This is a genomic window from Streptomyces sp. NPDC054786 (assembly GCF_053611685.1).
Window position 1 is genome coordinate 44,621 of record NZ_JBSHAW010000043.1, and the last position, 18,422, is coordinate 63,042.

The following is an 18,422-nucleotide window of genomic DNA, read 5'->3' on the forward strand; positions in this document are numbered from 1 at the left end:
GCAAAGCGGCGCTGCCGGGCCTACCAGGTGAAGGTGGCCGCGGCGCCGGCCGGCAGATCGTAGGTGATGTGCCGGCCGCCCCAGTTGACGGCGGTCCGCCGGGTACTGCCGGTGGCGTTGTAGGCGATCAGCGCCCGGGATCCGTCGGGGTTGCGCCAGGCGACGTTGGGGACGGTGGCCGAGGCGGTGGAGCCGACGCGGCGGGCGCCGGGCTTCACGAACTTGGTGAGGTGGCCCATCGTGTAGTACTCGACGGTGTAGTCGACCGTGCCGTGCCGCCGTCCGTCGCCGTGATGCACGGTGACCAGCCCGGTGCAGTTGCCGCAACCCCCATGGTGCGGGCCGCCGTTCTGGTCCACGGCGAGCGACCACTTGACCCAGCTGCGGCCCCAGTTGCGGGTGTAGTCGATGAGGTTGTGCATGTCCTCCCGCTGCTGGTTGTCGATCCACCGTCCGCCGGAGTGCTCGGTGTCGTATGCCCGCAGGCCGGGATAGCGGTCGTGCATCCGGGTCTGCTGTGCGACGTCGCCGCCGTAGCCGTGCCAGGCGACCCCGCCGAAGTTGGGGTGGTGGCGGATGGCCGGGTCGTCGACGGTGGCCCGCGCGAACTCGTCGTAGCGGTCCCAGTTCCAGTCCAGTGCGAGGACCTTGGTGGACAGTCCGGCCTGCCGCAGGGCGGGGAGCAGGTCGTTCTTGGTGAAGTAGGCCAGCCCGGAGGCGTTCCACCGCATGGACGGATAGCCGGAGCAGCAGTTGGGCTCGTTCTGGATGGAGACATAGTCGACCGGCACCCCTCGGTCCCGGTACGCCTGGAGGTACCTCACGAAGTACCGGGCGTAGGTGGCGTAGTACCTCGCGCGCAGCCGCCCCTGCTCCAGCTTCCCGTTGTCCTTCATCCAGGCGGGTGCGCTCCAGGGCGAGGCCATCACCTTGACGGCCGGGTTGAGGGTGCGGGCCCGGGCGGTCAGCGGCAGTACGCCGGCGAGGTCGTGTGCGACGGAGAAGTTCCTGAGGTCCGGGTCGGTCCGCCCGGCGGGCATGTCGTCATAGGTGTAGCCGAAGCGGGCGAGGTCGGAGGTGCCCATGGGGTTGCGGACGAAGCCGAGGCCGATGCCCTCGACGGGGTCGAAGAGCTTTGTCAGCGTGGCGTCGCGGGTGGCCTTGCTCAGCGTGCCGCTGCTCTTCAGCAGCCAGGCGGCGGTGTCGGTGAAGGACGCCCCGCCGCCCTCGAACCGCTGGTAGGTCCTCGACTCGTCGACGGTGATGCCGCCCGCGGCACCCGGGGTGAAGGGGACAGGGGCCTGCTTCTCCAGTCCCTTGACGACCTGGCGGCCGCCGGGGTCGGAGGTGGTGGTGAGGTAGACCTGCATCCGCTCCGGGGCGGCGGGGTACGGGGCGGCCACCCACAACGCTACGAGGAGGGCCGCGGCCGCCCCGGCCGCGCCGGTCAGGGCACGCCGGACTGTTCGGGATCTCATGGTGGGGGTGCCTTCCGGTAGCGAGGGCGGGCCGACGCGCTCGCCGGGGGTCCGCCCGGCGAGCCGGTGAGGTCACGGCCCTGCTGATGCTGCCGGCCTGTGGGGTGCGGCCGGCGGTTCGGCCCGTTGGCTCGGACCTTGAACGTACCGCGTCAGGAGCCCTGCGCGACGGGCGAGTTACCGGGGCGTAACGCCCGGCCCGGGATCACCCTCCGCGGGCCGGTGCCCCGGCCGCGGCCGACAGCGCCGGACGGGTGACGCAGTGGCCCCGTGGGCACCGTCACCCGTCCTCCGCACCCCTGGAGGGCATCCGGGGCACCGGAAATGCGGGTCTTCCGGCCCGCGCCTAGGGTGAGCGCATGGCCGCGTTCCGGTGGATATCGGCCCCGGTCAACGGCCCGCGACCGTGGGCACGAGGCGTGCTCGGCCCGGGGTCCCCGGGCGCTGCCGCGATGCACCGCTGCCGTCGGCGCCTGCGTGTGCACATCCCGCGCCGTGTGGCCGCAAGGCGTGGCACGCCATGACCGACGTGCCCCTTGATCCGTTCGACCACGACTACGACCCGCGGGCCGACCGGGACTGGCGCCTCGTCGAGGAGGACGCGCCCGGGGTGTCGCACCGCGAGCCCATCGCCCTGCGCGAGCGGCTCTCGCTCAACCGGATGGGCACCTTCGACTGGGACCTGGACCGCGGCTCGATGAACCTGGACTCCGGTGCCATGGACGTCTTCGATCTGCGCCCGGGGGAGTACGACGGCACGCCGGTGTCCCTGGTCAAGCGGGTACCGCCGGAGGAGGGCCGTCGGCTGGACGAGGCACTCTCCCAGGCCCTGCGGGACGGTCACTCGTCCTACGGCGCCTACTTCCGGGTCCAGTGCCGCGACGGAACCCAACGCTGGACACACTCCCAGGGGCGGATTCTGCACACCGCGGACGGGGTGCCGTACCGGGTCATCGGCATCGTCCGGGAGGCGACCAGCGAGCTGGCGGACTCCGCGCTGCTGCGCTCGCTCCAGCAGGAGCGGCAGCGGCAGACCGTGATGGTGCAGCAGACCACCGCCGCGCTGGGCCGTGCGCTGTCCGTCAAGGACGTGACCCGGGTGCTCACCGGAACCGGCGGCGCCCGGCGGTTCGGCGCGGACGGGCTGGTCCTCGGCCTGGTCGAGAACGACCGGTTCGAGGTCATCGCCACCGCCGGGCTGGACGGAGAGGTGCCCGACGACATGATGACCTCACGGCTGGACGACACCCTGCCGCTGGCGGACGCGGCACGCTCGCGGCGGCCCATCTTCCTCAGCACCCGCGGCGAGCTGATCGCCCGCTATCCGCGGCTGCGCCCGTACAACGAGGTGCTGCCGGCGGGCAGCGCGGCGTTCCTGCCGCTGGTGGCGCAGGACACCGTCATCGGCGCGCTGGGGCTGTTCAACGCCGAGCCCGCGGTGCAGTCGCCGGAGGCCAGGAACCTGGCGCTGGCGCTGGCCGGTGTCGTCGCGCAGTCGGTACAGCGGGCGACCCTCTTCGACCAGGAGCGGGAGTTCGCGACGGGGCTGCAGGCGACGATGCTGCCGCGCCGGCTCCCGCCGATCGAGGGCGGCGCGGTCACCGTCCGCTACCACCCGGCGAGCGTCGGCCGGGACATCGGCGGCGACTGGTACGACGTGATCGCACTGCCCCAGGGGCGGATCGGGCTCGTGGTGGGCGACGTACAGGGCCATGACACCCATGCGGCCGCCGTGATGGGCCAGCTGCGGATCGCCCTGCGCGCCTACGCCAGCGAGGGGCACGCGCCGGAGACCGTGCTGGTACGGGCGTCCCGCTTTCTGGCGGAGCTGGACACCGAACGCTTCGCGACCTGCACCTATATCCAGGCCGATATGGAATCCGGGGCGCTGCACATCGCACGGGCCGGCCATCTCGGCCCGCTGATCAGCAACAGCTCCCGGCACATCGACTGGCCCGAGGTCCGCGGTGGGCTGCCCCTCGGTCTGGCCACGCTCTTCGGGCACGACCACTTCCCGGAGACCCAGCTGTTCCTGGAGCCCGGGTCGACGCTGCTGCTGTGCACCGACGGCCTGGTCGAACAACCCGGCCAGGACATCTCTTCCGGCATCGACGCGCTGTCCGCTGCGGTCCGCACCGGGCCCACGGAACTGGAGGCGCTCGCCGACCGGCTCTCGGACCATCTGTGGGCCGACCCCGGCTCGGAGGACGATATGGCCCTCCTGCTGCTGCACCGGCTGCCCGGCTCCGGGGCCGCCGCCACCCCGCGGCTGCGGCTGCATGTCCATCAGGCCGACCCCTCGGGTACCGCGGAGGTCCGCTCCGCGGTACGCCGCACGCTGGACCAGTGGCGGGCGGGCACCGTCATGCACAACATCGAGGTCGCCGCCTCCGAGCTGATCGCCAACGCGCTGACGCACACCGAGAGCGGCGCCCTGGTCTCCATGGAGCTGCTGCCGGGCACCCCGCGCCGGATCCGGCTGGAGGTCGAGGACCGCTCCAGCCGGTGGCCCCGGCGGCGCAGCCCCGGCGAGACCGCCACCTCCGGGCGCGGGCTGATGCTGGTCGAGGCGCTCGCGGACGAATGGGGCGCCGAGCCGCGCGGCGCGGGCAAGGCGCTGTGGTGCGAGTTCGCGGTGCCGGACGGGCAGGAAGCGGTGCATTGAACACCTGGGCCGTCCAGGGGTGGTGAGTCCGCGTCAATTCAGCTGCCGGGGGCGGGAAATGCGCACTGGTTCCCGAGGACCGGCAGTGGCCGAGCCGACCAACCTGGCCGTTGGCCGACTCGACCTGACCGGAACGTACACCTTCACGTCCATGACGCAAACCGCTCCGGCGCATGCGCCCACCGAGGGGCGGCCGGCCCCGGCGGGTCGGTTCAGTCCTCCGGTCCGAACCACAGCGTCGTCATATTGCAGAACTCGCGGATGCCGTGCCCGGAGAGCTCCCGCCCGTAGCCGGAGCGCTTGACGCCTCCGAAGGGGAGGCCCGGATGGGAGGCGGTCATTCCGTTGAAGAAGACACCGCCGGCCTGCACATCGCGGGCGAGGCGCTGCTGCTCCTCCGGGTCCCGGGTCCAGGCGTTGGAACTGAGCCCGAACGGTGTGTCGTTGGCGAGGCGCACCGCCTCGTCGAGGTCGGCGACGCGGTAGAGCGTGGCGACCGGGCCGAACGCCTCCTCCTGGTGGATCCGCATCCCGGGGGTGATGCCGGACAGCACGGTCGGCTCGTAGAACCAGCCCGTGGAGTGCTGCGGTGGCCGCCGGCCGCCGCACAGTGCGGTGGCGCCCTGGTGGACCGCGTCGTCGACGAGCTCCTCCAGGTCGGAGCGGCCCTGTTCGCTGGAGAGCGGCCCGACATCGGTGTGCTCGTCCATCGGGTCGCCGACGGTCAGCGCGGCCATGCGGTCGGTGAACCGCTCGGCGAAGGCGTCGTAGATGTCCTGGTGCACGAGGAACCGCTTGGCCGCGATACACGACTGTCCGTTGTTCTGGACGCGTGCGGTGACCCCGACACGGACCGCCTTGTCCAGGTCGGCGGAGGGCAGGACGATGAAGGGGTCGCTGCCGCCGAGTTCGAGGACGGTCTTCTTGACCTCGTCACCGGCCGTCGACGCCACCGCGCGGCCGGCCGGCTCGCTGCCGGTGAGCGTGGCGGCGACCACCCTCGGGTCACGCAGGATGTCCTCGACCGCACGGGACCCCACCAGCAGGGTCTGGAAACAGCCTTCGGGGAAACCGGCGCGGCGGAAGAGCTCCTCCAGGTAGAGCGCGGTCTGCGGCACGTTCGAGGCGTGCTTGAGCAGCCCGGTGTTCCCCGCCATCAGCGCGGGCGCGGCGAACCGTACGACCTGCCAGAGCGGGAAGTTCCAGGGCATCACCGCGAGGACGGTGCCGAGGGGGCGGTAGCGCACCACGGCACGGATCGCGCCGGAGTCGCTGACATCGGCCGGGTCCGGGTGCTCGTCGGCGAGCAGTGCCTCGGCGTGGTGCGCGTACCACCGCATGGTCTTGGCGCACTTCGCCGCCTCCGCGCGCGCCTGGGCCAGCGGTTTGCCCATCTCGGTGGTCATGGTGCGGGCGATGCCGTCCTGGTCCGCATCGAGCAGGTCGGCGGCCGCGAGCATCCGCTCCTTGCGGTAGCCGAAGCTGGTGGTGCGGTGCTCCTGGAAGGCCTGGTCCGCCCGGACCAGGTGATCTTCGATCTCGCCCGGGTTGAGGGCGTCGAAGGTCTTCAGGGTCTCGCCGGTGGCCGGGTTGACCGTGGCGATCGCCATGATCGTCACCTCCTTGGTCGTGCGGGAGCGGGGGTGCCCCTGGCATGCGGGGCGAAAGGTCCGGGCGGCTCCTAGGAGAGCGGCGAGGGAGCCGGGGACGGCTCCGGGACCGGGTCGGGATCGGGTCCGGGCGGACGGGGTATCGGCGACGGTTCCGGCGGTATGGGATCCGGTTGCCCAGGCGGGCTCGGCGGGCCGGGAAGCGGGTCCGGGGCGGGCGGAGGGCCTCCCGGATCCGGAGGTGTGGGCTGCGGATCGCGGTCGAGCGTGCGCTCACTGCGCGTATGCGGTTGCCGCTGCACTGCGGGCCTCCAGAATGAGACGGCTAGTGGCACATGAGCCCCCGTACCCGAGTTTCGCCCGTCCATGGCCCCGGCGCACGGTGGATTGCCGCGGACGGGTTGCGCACGGGCCGGGAGCGTCGTATGTGACCTGATCGGACGACGCCGGGTGAGCCGGTCGCGCTCTACATTGCGGTCATGCCGATGATGCGTACAGGGGCGACGCGCCCGGCCACTGCCGGGACCACGGCCGCGGCCGGGAGCACGGTCCGGGCGGCCCGGCTCCGGGTCCCGGCCCGGGTCCGGGTCGCTGCCCGGCTCCGGGTCCGGGGCGCGGCGCTGCTGTCGGCGGTCGCCGTGGCGCCGCTCGTGCTCGCCGGGCCCGCCCCCGCGACCGCGGCGCCCGCCGTCCCTCCCGTCGACCGCGTCCCCCTTCCCGTCCTCATGGCCGACACCGGCGGCGGCGATCAGCTCCTCACCGCCCGTGCGGCCACGACGGGCGCCACCACCGGGACCGTGAGGTGGTGGCAGCGGCACAACGGCCGCTGGCGGCAGGCCGGTTGGGCGCCGGCCCGCTTCGGAGCCGGCGGGCTGACCGAGGGCAGCACCCGGGTGCAGGGCACCTCGACCACCCCGACCGGGCTCTACGACCTGCCGTTCGCCTTCGGGACCGCCCCGCCACCACCCGGCACCACCGTCCCCTACCGCCGGGTCGGCGCGGACTCCTGGTGGTGCGAGGACAACGCCTCCGCCTCCTACAACCGCTGGGTGGCGCCACTGCCGCCGGACTGCGCGGCCGGCGAGTCCGAACGGCTGGCGGACCATCCCACGCAGTACGCCCGGGCCCTGGTCATCGGCTTCAACACCCACCGTCCGGTGCACGGCCGCGGCGCCGGGATCTTCCTCCACATCAACGGGAAGGGCGCCACGGCCGGCTGTGTCTCCGTACCGGCCGCGGCGATGGCCCGGATCCTGTCCTGGGTCCGGCCGTCCGCGCATCCGCATATCGCCATCGGCACGGCGTACGGCCCGACCGCCCTCACCCGTTACTGACGGCTTCCCCGGTGAGCGGGAAGTGGCAGGCCACCCGGTGTCCCGCGGTCTCCGGCTCGGCCGGCGGCGGCTCCGTGGTCGCGCAGAGACCGGTCGCGACGGGGCAGCGGGTGCGGAAGCGGCAGCCGGAGGGCGGAGCGGCGGCCGACGGGGTCTCGCCGCCGAGCGGGGTGCCGGCCGGGGCGGCGTCCGGGTCGGGGGCGTTGACGGTGTCCAGCAGCCCCCGGGTATAGGGGTGCAGGGGGCGGGCGAGGACCTGGTCGGCGGGGCCGGTCTCCACGAGCTTGCCGAGGTACATCACACCGACCGAGTCCGCGAGATGCCGCACCACCGCCAGGTCGTGCGAGATGAAGAGATAGCCGATCCCCTTGTCGCGCTGCAGCGCGCGCATGAGGTTGAGGATCTGCGCCTGGACGGAGACATCGAGCGCGGAGACCGGCTCATCGGCGACGACCAGGGACGGGGCCAGGGCCAGGGCGCGGGCCAGACCGAGGCGCTGGCGCTGGCCGCCGGAGAATTCGTGCGGATAACGGTCCACCGCGCCGCGCGGCAGCCCGACGTCGTCCAGCAGACCGGCGATCCGCCGCCGCTGCTCGGCCCCGTCGCCGATGCCCTGGATGACCAGCGGTTCGCGCAGTACGGCGCCCACCCGCATCCGCGGGTCCATGGACGCGTAGGAGTCCTGGAACATCAGCTGGACGTGGCGCCGGTGGGCACGCAGCTCGCGCTTGTTCAGCGTGCTGATGTCGCGGCCGGCGAAGTGGACGGTGCCGGCGGTCGGCGTCTCCAGGCCGACGGCCAGCCGGCCGAGCGTGGACTTGCCGCAGCCGGACTCCCCCACGATGCCGAAGGTCTCGCCGCGCCGGACGGTGAGCGAGATGCCGGCCACCGCGCTGACCTCGGCGGCGCCCTTGCGGCCCGGTGTGCGGTGGCCGAAGAGCCCGCCGTGCAGCGGGTAGGTCTTGCTGACGTCGGCGAGCCTCAGCAGCGGTTCCGCCGTCCGTACCGGGGGCGCGGTGGGCACCGGCGGGCGCAGCTCGGCGGCCGGGTCGGCACCGGGGGCCGGGCCGGCGGGGTGGAAGCAGGCGAAGGCATGGGCCGTGGTGGCGGGCGTGGTGCCGTCGAGGCCGTCGGTGAGATCCGGCTCGGCGGCCCGGCAGATGTCGGTGGCGAAGCCGCAGCGTGGGGCGAAGCGGCAACCGACGGGGCGGGTGACGAGGGACGGCGGCAGGCCGGGGAGGGTGGCCAGCGGCTGCCGGGCGTCGCCGGCGAGGGGGGCACTCCCCCGGCCGTCGCCGGTCCCCCCGTCGGCCGGCCGCCGGGGGAGTTCGGGGAGAGCCGCGAACAGCGCCTGGGTGTAGCGATGCCGTGGGGCGGCGAACAGCGGGCGGACCGCGGCCCGTTCGGCGATCCGGCCGCCGTACATCACCGCGACCCGGTCGACCCGGCGGGCGATCACGCCGAGGTCGTGGGTGACCAGGATCATCGCCATGCCGAGGCGGGCGCGCAGCTCGTCGATGAGTTCGAGGATCTGGTGCTGGGTGGTGACGTCGAGGGCGGTGGTCGGTTCGTCGGCGATCAGCAGCCGGGGCTCGCAGACCAGCGCCATGGCGATCGCCACGCGCTGCCGCATCCCGCCGCTGAGCTGGTGGGGGTAGCTCTTCAGCCGCTCGGCGGGGCGCGGCATGCCGACCAGCCGCAGGGTCTCCTCGGCCTTGGCCCAGGCCTCGGCCCTGGTCATCCGCCGGTGCAGCAGCAGGGGTTCGGCGACCTGAGCGCCGATGGTGAGGGTGGGGTTGAGGGAGCTCAGCGGGTCCTGGAAGACCATTCCGACGGTGTTCCCGCGGACATCCCGCAGTACGGGTTCCCGGGCGGCGGCGAGGTCGGTGCCCTCGAACAGGATCCGGCCGCCGGTGATCTTCCCGCCGGGCGGCAGCAGGCCGAGGACGGACAGCGCGGTCATGGTCTTGCCGCAGCCTGATTCGCCGACGATGCCGAGCGCTTCACCAGGGGCGACGGCGAGGTCGATGCCGTCAAGGGCATGGACGGTGCGGCCGCGGCCGGCGATCTCGACATGCAGATCCTCGATCCGCAGGAGCGAGTCGGTCATGGTGTGGGTCCTCGCTTCTTCCGAAACCGCGTCAGTTCTTCTGCAGCCGTACGTCGAAGGCGTCCCGCAGACCGTCCCCGATGCAGTGGAGGGCGGCGACGACCAGCACGATCGCCAGGCCCGGCGGGAAGATCAGCCACCAGTAGCCGACCTGGGTGTAGGTGATGCCGGCGGAGAGCAGGGAGCCCCAGTCGGCGGCGGGCGGCGGGATGGACAGGCCCAGGAAGGACAGATAGGCGACGTACAGGATGGCGTCGGCCACCTGGAAGGTGGCGTTGACGATGACGGTGCCGACGGCGTTGGGGACGATGTGCCGGAAGACGGCCCGCCCTCCGCCGCCGCCCATCAGCCGCATCGCATGGATGTAGTCGCGGCTGCGCAGCGCCAGTGCCTCGCCCCGGATGAGCCTGGCCGGGGAGAGCCAGGCGACGGAGGCGATGACCAGGATGAGCACGGGCTTGCTGGGGGTGACGATGGTGGCGACCACGACGAGCAGGAAGAGCGCGGGGATGGCGAGCGCGGCGTCGGTGATCCGCATCATCACGGCGTCCGCCCATCCGCCGAAGTAGCCGGCGACCGAGCCGTAGACCGTCCCGAAGAGGGTTGCCAACAGCCCGGCGGCCAGCCCGACTTCGAGGGAGGTCCGGCCGCCGTACATCAGCCGGCCGAACAGGTCGTAGCCGAGGTCGGTGGTGCCCAGCAGGTGGCCTGGACCGGGGGCGCGGTTGGCCTGGGAGAGATCGGTGTGGATCTGGTCGGTGGGGTGGACCAGCGGCCCGAGGAAGCAGAAGGCGAACAGGGCCAGCAGCACCAGGGCGCCGGCGAGGGCGAGCTTGTTGCGGGCGAAGACGGCGAGCGTGCGGCGGGCCAGGCCGGGGGTGGCCAGGGCCGCGTCGGGCTGCGTGGCGTCGAGGGCGGTGGTCGTCACGTCACGCTCCTGATGCGCGGGTCGAGGACGGCATAGGCGAGGTCGGTGATCAGGGAGCCGAGGACGGTGGCGACGCCGACGACGAGGGTGACGCCGAGCAGGACGGGGAAGTCCGAGCTCTGGGCGGCGTTCCAGAACAGCAGCCCCATCCCCGGGTAGTTGAACATCGACTCGATGACGAGGGTGCCGCTGAAGAGGGTGGGGAGGTAGAGGCCGAGGAGGGTGGCCAGCGGGATGAGAGCGTTGCGCAGGACGTGCCGGGCCATGATGCGGGCGTCCGACTGGCCCTTGGCGCGTGCGGTGCGTACGTAGTCCTCGCCGAGGTTGTCGAGGACGGCGGAGCGCATATAGCGGCTGAAGGCGGCGATGATGCCGAGTGCGGCGGTCACGACGGGAAGGACGAGCGCCGGCGGGTCGGCGAGGACGCCGCCGACCGTGTCGGCCTGCGGCGCCTCGGCGGGCAGCAGGGGCAGCTGCTGGCTGAAGACGAGGAGGAGCACCAGGCCGAGGAAGAACACCGGGGTGGCGTAGGCGAGGAAGGCCGCACCGGTCAGGACGTGGTCGGCCGCCTTTCCCCGGTGCACGGCCTGCAGGATGCCGAGCGGGACGGCCAGCAGCGCGGCGAGCCCGACGGCGAGGCCGGCCAGCAGGGCGGTCTTGGGCAGTCGCTCGGCGAGCAGGGCGGCGACGCTCCGGTTGAGTTTGTAGGACTCGCCGAGGTCGCCGGTGAGCAGCCGCCCCAGGTACCGGACGTACTGCTCGGGCAGGGAACGGTCGTACCCCTGCTGATGGTTGAAGTGGGCGAGGGACTCCGGCGTGGCCTGGATGCCGAGGATGGCGCGGCCCGGTCCGCCGGGGAGCAGGTGCAGGAGGACGAAGACGATGACGGAGACCAGCAGCAGCACGACGAGGGCCTGCGCAAGGCGCTTGGCCAGGAAGCGGATCATCGGCCGGCCCCGCCCTTCTTCACGAAGTACCAGTTCTGCGGTGCGAGGGAGAGGGTCGGGTTCTGGTCGACGCCCCGCAGATCGTTGCGGATGACGGAGACCTGGTAGGCGGGGTTGGGGGTCCACAGGACCGGGAGCTGCCGGGCCACCTCACGTCCGTAGGTGCGCATCGCGGCCGGGGCATCGGAGTACTCGGTGGCCCGGATGAGCCGGTCGGTGCGCGGATCGGACCAGTTGCCCATGTTGGAGGGGGCGCCGGTGGCGAAGAGCTTTTCGCCGCTGGGGTCCGGCGGGAAGTACCAGCTGCCCTGGGTACCGAAGAAGCCGAGCTGCCACTGTGCGCAGAGCGGCTCGGTCTTCCGGCAGGGGACGGTGGTGCCCAGGACGGTGTTCAGCGGCTGCTGCCGGACGTCGAGGGCGATGCCGGCCTTGCCGAATTCGGACTTGACGGCCTGCATGGTGTTGGAGGTCTCGGTCGAGCCGGACTGGGAGAGCAGCGTGAGCCGCAGTTCCCGGCCGCCCTCGATGCCCGCCCCGCACTCCCCCGGGCCGTGTCCCGGCCGGGTGCAGCGCAGCGTGCCGTCCCGGTCGGCCCAGCCGTGCCCGGCAAGCAGCGCCTTCGCCCGCAGCGGGTCGTACGGGTACGGGTCGCGGTCGAGGAGGCCTGCGGGGACCGGGCCGAGGGTGGGGGCGGCGCTGCCGTGCCAGATCACCCGGGAGATCGACTTCTGGTCGATCAGGTGCTGGAGCGCCTGGCGCAGATACGTCTGGCGCAGCAGTGGTCCGGCCGTGGGGTGCTGGAAGTTGAGGACGATATAGGTGACCGCCCAGCCTTCCCACGGGTCGATGCGATAGCCCCGCTCCCTGAATTTCGCGGACTGCGCCATGACGGCGGGCGGGATGTAGCCGTAGTCGATGCCGCCGGCGCGCAGCACATTGAATTCGGAGTCGGCGGTTGTGAAGGGCTTGAGGACCACGCGGTCGAGACGGGGCCGGTCGGGCCCGCGGTACGACCGGTTGGGGACCAGGGAGACCTGTCCCGCCGTGGTCCATTGCGCGATGCGCCAGGGCCCGTTGACGGTCTTCCAGAGCGGATCCGTGGCGAACTGCGAGAACTGCCTGGCATGCCGCATCAGCCGGGCGAAGGCCCGCTCGGGGCTCTGGTGACCCGGGTTCCAGGCGTGCACGGGGAGGGCGACGAAGTCCTGGAGTTCGTTGGCGGTGAACCACGCCGGGTTGTAGGCGCGGTCCAGCCGGAGGCGGAAGGTGCGGTCGTCGACGGTCTCGAAGGCCTTGACGTCGTCCGGCATCAGCTTCGGCGAATACCCCGCCCAGTCCTGCTTGTTGTGCCGGATCAGATCGAACCAGAACTTCACATCGCGGGTGGTGACGGGCTGTCCGTCGGACCACTCGTAGCCCTTCTTCAGCGTGATGGTGACGGTGGTGTTCCGGTCGCTGTAGCGGGGCGGTTCCGCGAGGCCGCGGGGCGAGTCCATGGTCAGCGCATCGCCCTTCCGCTCGGGTGCGAACAGCGGCAGGAACAGCAGGTTCTGGATGGCGCTGTTGTACGTGGCCAGATAGCCGGGGGCGCCGATGGGAAAGATCCAGTTGGGGGTGGCCGCGGGCGGCAGGGCCATGGTGGCGGTGCCGCCGTCGACGGGCGTACCGCCGGTGGCGCCAAGGTCGGTGACAACGTTGCCAGTCGGGTCACAGCCGACGAGCGCGAAGACACCGAGCAGGACGGCAGCGACCGCCCGCCCCAGGGGCCCGCGGATGCGTGTACTGCGCAGACCCATGCCGCCTCCGGGATATCGCCGGTCGAAGAGTGCGAGCAAAGTACGGAGGGCCGGGAAAAGAAGTCAAGACCTTGGCGAAACAACACCGACTGCGGTCTACTGTCGGCGAGTTGACCACCCGACTTCCTTCGATCAGCGAACCAAGTTGTCCCGAGGGACCGCCTCCCTCACCCCGGCGCGTCCCACCCGCGCCGCCGCCCATCTCCCCGTCCCGCCCGTCGCCCGCACCGGGAAAGGTGCCCCCATGACCGCCTCCGAGGAGCAGCCCGGCTCCGCCGCGCATGTCCTCGAACTCGTCGCGAACGGCTCCGCCGCCTCCCGCGCGGACCTGGTACGCGAACTCGGGCTCGCCGCGTCCACCGTCTCCCTCCGCGTCCAGGAACTCGTCGAGGCCGGGCTGCTGGCCGAATCCGGCGAGGGCGCCTCGCGCGGCGGCCGGCGCCCACGACTGCTCCGGGTCGCGGACCAGGGAGCCGTCGCGCTCGCCGCCGACCTGGGCAGCCATCACATCCGCACCGGCGCGGTGGGGCTGACCGGCGACGCACGCGATCTCGACGAGCATGCCGTCGATCTGACCGCCGGGCCCGAACCCGCCCTGGACGCGCTGGCCGGGCAGCTGGCGGCGCTGGCCGAGCGGCAGCGTGCGGCCGGCCGTACGGTGCGTGGGGTCGGGGTCGGCTTCCCCGGCCCGGTCGATGCGGACGGCGCTCGGATCATCGCCCCGTCCCGGATGCCCGGCTGGCATCTGTTCCCGCTGCGCGACCGGCTGGCGGACCGCCTCGGCCTGCCGGTGCTGCTCGACAACGACGCCAACATGATGGCGCTGGGCGAACATCGCGCCGCCCACCCCACCCGGCGCCATCTGGTCGTCGTCAAGGCGGGCCGCGGGATCGGTTCGGGTGTCATCAGCGACGGCCGGCTGCACCGCGGGGCGCGTGGCTCGGCCGGTGACATCAGCCATGTCCGGGTGGACGGGAGCACCCAACTCCCCTGTTCCTGCGGCAACATCGGGTGTCTGGAGACCGTGGCGAGCGGCGCCGCGATCGCCGCCGCGCTGCGCGGCAAGGGCCTCGCCGTCGACTCGGCGACCGACATTCTCCGGCTGGTCGAGAACGGCGAACCGCAGGCCACCACACTGGTGCGCCAGGCCGGCCGGGACATCGGCGCGGTGCTCGCCGTCGTCGTGAACTTCTTCAACCCCGAGGCGGTGATCCTCGGCGGCGCGCTCTCCGGCGCCCAGCCACTGGTGGCGGCCGTACGCGGCACGCTCTACGAGCGCTGTCTGCCGATGGCCACCAGCGAACTCACCATCACCGCCGCCGTCTGCGGCCCGGACGCGGGGCTGCTGGGCGCCGGTCATGCCGTGCTGCGCCGGCCGGCCGCTGCGAACGGACCGCCCTCGCCCGCCGCTGCGGACGGAGCACCCTCGCCGGCCGCCGGGCGCGGCTGACCGCCGCTCGCACACCCCGCCTCAGGATCGCCCCACGGAAGGTGCGCCCCATGCCCTCACCCATCAGCCGCCGTTTCCGCATCGGCATCGGCGGCATGGCCATCGAGTCCAGCCAGTTCTGCCCGCATCGCTCGGCCTACGACGACTTCCGCGTCACCCGGGGGCGCGCCCTGCTGGACCGCTACACCTGGACCCGGCCGGACGACGCACTGGGCGAGCTGGTCGAGTGGGTGCCGCTGGTGCATGCCGTCGCGGTGCCCGGCGGGCCGGTCGAGCACGCCACCTACGAGCGCATCAAGGGTGAACTGACCGAAAGAATCCGGGAGTCGGGGCCACTGGACGGGCTGGTGTACGACATCCACGGCGCCATGAGCGTGGTCGGACTGGACGACGCGGAGGCCGATCTGACGGACGCGGTACGGGCCGCGACCGGCCCCGGCACCCTGATTTCGGCCGCCATGGATCTGCACGGCAATGTCTCGCGGCGCTTCGCCGCGCAGCTCGATCTGCTCACCGCGCACCGTATGGCCCCGCACGAGGACGCCTGGGAGACCCGGGAGCGGGCCGCCCGCAAGCTCGTGGAACGACTGGTCCACGGGACGGGCCGCCCGCACCGGGCCTGGGTGCAGATTCCGGTCCTCCTCCCCGGCGAGAAGACCAGCACCCGGCTGGAGCCGGCCAGGTCGCTCTACGGCCGGCTGGCCTCGGTCGAGGCCCTCGACAGGGTCGTGGACGCGGCCATCTGGGTGGGGTATGCCTGGGCCGACGAGGAGCGCTGCCGGGCCGCGGTGGTGGTCACCGCGGACGATCCGGAACTCGCCGTGGCGCAGGCCGGGGCACTGGCCCGCGCGTACTGGAACGTGCGCCGGGACTTCGTCTTCGTCGGCCCGACGGGCGACGCGGACAGCTGTATCGCCCGCGCCGTCGCCTCCTCGGCCCGCCCGTTCCTGATCAGCGACTCCGGCGACAACCCCACCGCGGGCGGAGCCGGCGACCTCGCGTACATGCTCGGCCGGCTGCTGGCCGACGAGGAGTTGGCGAGTGGCCGGGTCACCGCACTGCACCCGGGCATCACCGACCCGGAGGCCGTCGCCGTCTGCTTCGGTGTCGGGGTGGGCGGCGAGGTCACGCTCGCTGTGGGCGGCCGGTTCAGCGCGGGTACCGGTCCCCATGCGGAGCCCTACGAGCTGACCGGCACGGTCACCGCCCTGGAGGACGGGTCCGCCCCCGGATCCGGCGGGCCACGGGGGAATCCGGCCTACGACGGGGGCAGCCGGTCCGCGGCCGTCACCCGCGGCGGGGTGACGGTGGTGCTGACCGAGCGCCGCCGGCCGTTCCACACCCGTGCGGACTTCGGGGCGCTGGACCCGCTGGCCTACGACCTGGTGGTCGTCAAGATCGGCTATCTTGAGCCCGAACTCCACGCAATGGCGGCGGACTGGCTGCTCGCGCTCACCCCGGGTGGGGTGGACCAGGATCTGCTCCGGCTCGGGCACCACAAGGTGCAACGCCCCCTCTACCCCTTCGACGACGAGGGGTTCGAGGAGCCGGACCTGACCCCGGCGTTGCTCTGACGAGTGGGCCGCAACGTCCCGCCGAACGCTGGCCGCCCGGGCACGGTTCGACCGGTCGGCGGCAAGGGTCCGGGCCCCTCGAAGGGCCACCCCGGGAACGGGGCGTGCGGACGCTACCGTCCGGTGTAGGTGAACTCGTCGGCCGGGCTGGTGGGAGAGGTGGCCTTGCCGACCGTCACGGTGATGTTCACCGTCTGGTGGTCGTCGAGCTGACCGGGCGCGGTGGCGATGATCTGGCCGGTGGAGACGAACTTGACCGAATCGGACGCCTTGTCCTTGAAGTGCACGGTGGCGCCATTGGCGAAGCCCGAGCCGCTGATGGTGACCGGGGTGCCGACGTTTCCGCTGGTCGGGCTGACCGCACCGACCACCACAGGTGCCGGTCCGCCATAGGCGAACTGCCCCATCGCGACGGCCGGGGAGGTGCCGAGGGTGTTGGTGACCCGGACGTGGACGACGCCGGTTCCGTTGGGGACCTGAGCGGTGATCCTCATGCCGGAGGGGTCGACTTTGCGCTCGGTGCAGGCGAACTGGCCGAAGTCGACCATGCTGTCCTGACTGAAACCGGTGCCGTTGATGGTCACCGTGGCGCCTGATGCGCCGAACGTGGGGGTCACGTCGGTCACCACCGGCCCGGGAGGGACGGCAGGCGCCCCCACCAGGTCCAGGTAGGTGGAGTTGGCGTGCTGGAAGGCGACCTGGCCGAGAAAGTCCTGGGTGGTCTTGTTGACCAGGTTCTTGGCAAGGCTCGTGTATCCGGTGTTCATCAGGCAGAGCGTGCCGGGCTGGACATAGACGTTGCCCTTGGTGCGCTTGGAGATCGCCCCGATGAGCACCTTCACTTCTTCGGTCGCCTGCGGCCCCGGGCTCGGGTACCAGCCGGCGGTGGTGTCGAGATCGGCCCACGCGTGCGGTACCAGGTCGTAGGCGTTGTTCTGGCGCTCGTCGATGACCCACGGCACGGAGTCGAAGTAGTCGACGAAGCTCTGCACGCCGGCGGTGGGAGCGGCATAGGTGATCACCGCGAACTTCGGCTGCTTCGGCCAGGTCTGTGCCTGCAGGTACGGCGCGAGCATGGTGGCGATGCAACCGCCCAGGCTGTGACCGGTCAGATAGACGGTCGGCTGCGGCGAGGAGGGCGCCGACTTGATCGCGGCAGCGAGCGCCTGAACGAGCGTGACATTCGGGGAGGGTGAGGCGATCGAACGGGCGTTGACAACCCGGTTGAACGCATCCATCGCCCCCTTGGAAACGGCGACGGGCTTCGGCGATCCGCTTTCGGGGAACGGGACGACTGTGCCGACGTCGAGGTCCTCGAGGACGTCGGTCAGATCGGCGTCCGTTCCGCGAGCGACCACGGCGAACTCGTTCGAGCCGTCGGTGCTCTGTGCGATGTAGGCCATATTGGCGTTGGCCTCGCTCAGGGCGAGCCACACCAGCTTCCACGCGCCCTGCGTCGCCAGGCTGGGATCGTTCAGTTGCGCGTCGATGCCGGTGATGATTCGTGCGGTCTGTTGCTCCAGGGTTTCCCCGGACGGACGCGGGGTGGCCCCGGTGGCTGCAAAAGCAGCCAGGGTCATGGTCACCTGGGCGATTGTCGGATCGGGTGCCATCGTCGTTCCTGCTCCTCGGATGTTGTGCCGGTGCGGAGGCGGGACGGCCTTTCGGCAGCATCAGGGCAGATCTGTTCCGAACCGACCGTCAGATGGGATCGCGCACCATCAGACCTCCCCTCTGCGTTGTCCGGTGCTTTTCCTGCCTTCCGGTTGACCAGGTTCACCTTGTTGGCCCTTCGTCATCCGTGTGCGGTTCGCCGAGCCACGTGACGCTGAGGCTTTCCACGCCGCCTGTCCGCGCGGGCTCCAGGAGGAGCTACACCGATCATTCGCAAGGAGCGCCCTGACGGGGCATGCAGTCAGACCATGGCGAGCCGGTCCACCAGCAGCTCCACCCTCGGCTCGGTGTCCTCCGGCGGCAGCCGTCCCGCCCGGGTCAGGGTCGCCAGCCCGTGCAGGGACGCCCAGAACACCTCGGTGAACAGCCCCGGATGGACGCCGTCCCCGGCGACCTCGCCCAGGCTCTCCAGCAGCGCGGCGAAGGCGTCCTTGAGAGGTTCCGGGGTGTCCTCGTCCGCGAACGCCAGGCCGCCGTCGAGCTGGAACATGGCGTCGTAGACCGCCGGGTTGCGTTCGGCGAAGTCGAGGTAGGCGCGGGCGAGGGCGGCGACCCGCTCGCGCGGGCTGTTCGCGCTGGAGGCCGAGGCACGCACCGCCACGGCCATCTCGGCGGCGCCCTCGAGGGCGACGGCGCCGATGATCTCCCGCTTCCCGCGGAAGTGGCTGTAGAGGACGGGCTGGCTGTATTCGATGCGCTCGGCGAGCCGACGGGTGGTGACCGCGTCCCAGCCCTGCTGCTCGGCGAGTTCGCGGGCCGTCGCCACGATGAGACGTTCGCGGCCCGCCCGTTCACGCTCCTTGCGTTCCTGTACCGACATGATTCGATCCTAGCACCGCTAGACAACCGAGCGGCA

Annotated in this window: 11 protein-coding genes and 1 pseudogene; 4 read left to right on the forward strand and 8 right to left on the reverse strand. The window is 71.9% G+C overall.

The annotated features are described in order from the left end of the window. Window positions 1-23: 23 nt before the first annotated feature. Window positions 24-1,478 (reverse strand): annotated as a pseudogene (locus tag ACWGI6_RS30500) (glycoside hydrolase family 30 protein); the annotation flags it as partial. Between the two features lie 520 nt (window positions 1,479-1,998). On the opposite strand from ACWGI6_RS30500, the gene ACWGI6_RS30505 reads away from it, so the two are divergent. Then, window positions 1,999-4,143 (forward strand): SpoIIE family protein phosphatase, encoded by a 2,145-nt coding sequence (locus tag ACWGI6_RS30505; protein ID WP_453270496.1) that lies wholly within the window; start codon window positions 1,999-2,001, stop codon window positions 4,141-4,143. Window positions 4,144-4,355: 212 nt separating this feature from the next. Here the strand turns inward: ACWGI6_RS30505 and ACWGI6_RS30510 are convergent, their stop codons facing one another. Then, window positions 4,356-5,753 carry an NADP-dependent succinic semialdehyde dehydrogenase gene (locus tag ACWGI6_RS30510; RefSeq protein ID WP_453270497.1) on the reverse strand — a complete coding sequence of 466 codons (1,398 nt, stop codon included), beginning with the start codon at window positions 5,751-5,753 and terminating at the stop codon, window positions 4,356-4,358. 479 nt (window positions 5,754-6,232) lie between these two features. On the opposite strand from ACWGI6_RS30510, the gene ACWGI6_RS30515 reads away from it, so the two are divergent. Next, window positions 6,233-7,087, forward strand: a complete 855-nt coding sequence (locus tag ACWGI6_RS30515; protein ID WP_453270498.1) for a L,D-transpeptidase family protein — start codon at window positions 6,233-6,235, stop codon at window positions 7,085-7,087. On the opposite strand, the gene ACWGI6_RS30520 is transcribed toward ACWGI6_RS30515, so the two are convergent. From ACWGI6_RS30520 to ACWGI6_RS30535, 4 genes are read right to left on the reverse strand one after another with little or no spacing between them, the layout of a single operon-like run. Beyond that, window positions 7,074-9,197 carry a dipeptide ABC transporter ATP-binding protein gene (locus ACWGI6_RS30520; RefSeq protein WP_453270499.1) on the reverse strand — a complete coding sequence of 708 codons (2,124 nt, stop codon included), beginning with the start codon at window positions 9,195-9,197 and terminating at the stop codon, window positions 7,074-7,076. The genes ACWGI6_RS30515 and ACWGI6_RS30520 overlap by 14 nt on opposite strands. A 31-nt stretch (window positions 9,198-9,228) precedes the next feature. Continuing rightward, the gene (locus ACWGI6_RS30525) at window positions 9,229-10,125 is read right to left on the reverse strand and encodes an ABC transporter permease (protein WP_453270500.1); all 897 of its coding nucleotides are present in this window, start codon (window positions 10,123-10,125) and stop codon (window positions 9,229-9,231) included. Then, a complete protein-coding gene (locus ACWGI6_RS30530; protein WP_453270501.1) occupies window positions 10,122-11,072 on the reverse strand; it encodes an ABC transporter permease in 951 nt (316 codons plus the stop codon). Before ACWGI6_RS30530 ends, ACWGI6_RS30525 begins: the two co-directional genes overlap by 4 nt. Beyond that, window positions 11,069-12,868 carry a peptide ABC transporter substrate-binding protein gene (locus tag ACWGI6_RS30535; protein ID WP_453270502.1) on the reverse strand — a complete coding sequence of 600 codons (1,800 nt, stop codon included), beginning with the start codon at window positions 12,866-12,868 and terminating at the stop codon, window positions 11,069-11,071. The genes ACWGI6_RS30530 and ACWGI6_RS30535 overlap by 4 nt, the downstream gene beginning before the upstream one ends. 244 nt (window positions 12,869-13,112) lie before the next feature. On the opposite strand from ACWGI6_RS30535, the gene ACWGI6_RS30540 reads away from it, so the two are divergent. Both ACWGI6_RS30540 and ACWGI6_RS30545 read left to right on the forward strand, forming a co-directional pair. Further along, window positions 13,113-14,318 (forward strand): ROK family protein, encoded by a 1,206-nt coding sequence (locus ACWGI6_RS30540; RefSeq protein WP_453270503.1) that lies wholly within the window; start codon window positions 13,113-13,115, stop codon window positions 14,316-14,318. A 50-nt stretch (window positions 14,319-14,368) separates the two neighbouring features. Then, the gene (locus tag ACWGI6_RS30545; protein ID WP_453270504.1) at window positions 14,369-15,892 is read left to right on the forward strand and encodes a M81 family metallopeptidase; all 1,524 of its coding nucleotides are present in this window, start codon (window positions 14,369-14,371) and stop codon (window positions 15,890-15,892) included. A gap of 113 nt (window positions 15,893-16,005) precedes the next feature. On the opposite strand, the gene ACWGI6_RS30550 is transcribed toward ACWGI6_RS30545, so the two are convergent. Both ACWGI6_RS30550 and ACWGI6_RS30555 read right to left on the reverse strand, forming a co-directional pair. Continuing rightward, complete coding sequence (locus tag ACWGI6_RS30550) at window positions 16,006-17,472, reverse strand: IPT/TIG domain-containing protein (protein WP_453270522.1); 1,467 nt, start codon at window positions 17,470-17,472, stop codon at window positions 16,006-16,008. Between the two features lie 335 nt (window positions 17,473-17,807). Beyond that, window positions 17,808-18,386 (reverse strand): TetR/AcrR family transcriptional regulator, encoded by a 579-nt coding sequence (locus ACWGI6_RS30555; RefSeq protein ID WP_453270505.1) that lies wholly within the window; start codon window positions 18,384-18,386, stop codon window positions 17,808-17,810. Between the last annotated feature and the right edge of the window lie 36 nt (window positions 18,387-18,422).

What these genes read in the sequence shown, in the direction of transcription:
- ACWGI6_RS30555 (WP_453270505.1), bottom strand. Translation starts at nt 18,386, where the DNA reads ATGTCGGTACAGGAACGCAAGGAGCGTGAACGGGCGGGCCGCGAACGT.
- ACWGI6_RS30520 (WP_453270499.1), bottom strand. Translation starts at nt 9,197, where the DNA reads ATGACCGACTCGCTCCTGCGGATCGAGGATCTGCATGTCGAGATCGCC.
- ACWGI6_RS30545 (WP_453270504.1), top strand. Translation starts at nt 14,369, where the DNA reads ATGCCCTCACCCATCAGCCGCCGTTTCCGCATCGGCATCGGCGGCATG.
- ACWGI6_RS30505 (WP_453270496.1), top strand. Translation starts at nt 1,999, where the DNA reads ATGACCGACGTGCCCCTTGATCCGTTCGACCACGACTACGACCCGCGG.
- ACWGI6_RS30550 (WP_453270522.1), bottom strand. Translation starts at nt 17,472, where the DNA reads ATGACCCTGGCTGCTTTTGCAGCCACCGGGGCCACCCCGCGTCCGTCC.
- ACWGI6_RS30510 (WP_453270497.1), bottom strand. Translation starts at nt 5,753, where the DNA reads ATGGCGATCGCCACGGTCAACCCGGCCACCGGCGAGACCCTGAAGACC.
- ACWGI6_RS30540 (WP_453270503.1), top strand. Translation starts at nt 13,113, where the DNA reads ATGACCGCCTCCGAGGAGCAGCCCGGCTCCGCCGCGCATGTCCTCGAA.
- ACWGI6_RS30530 (WP_453270501.1), bottom strand. Translation starts at nt 11,072, where the DNA reads ATGATCCGCTTCCTGGCCAAGCGCCTTGCGCAGGCCCTCGTCGTGCTG.
- ACWGI6_RS30515 (WP_453270498.1), top strand. Translation starts at nt 6,233, where the DNA reads ATGCCGATGATGCGTACAGGGGCGACGCGCCCGGCCACTGCCGGGACC.
- ACWGI6_RS30535 (WP_453270502.1), bottom strand. Translation starts at nt 12,868, where the DNA reads ATGGGTCTGCGCAGTACACGCATCCGCGGGCCCCTGGGGCGGGCGGTC.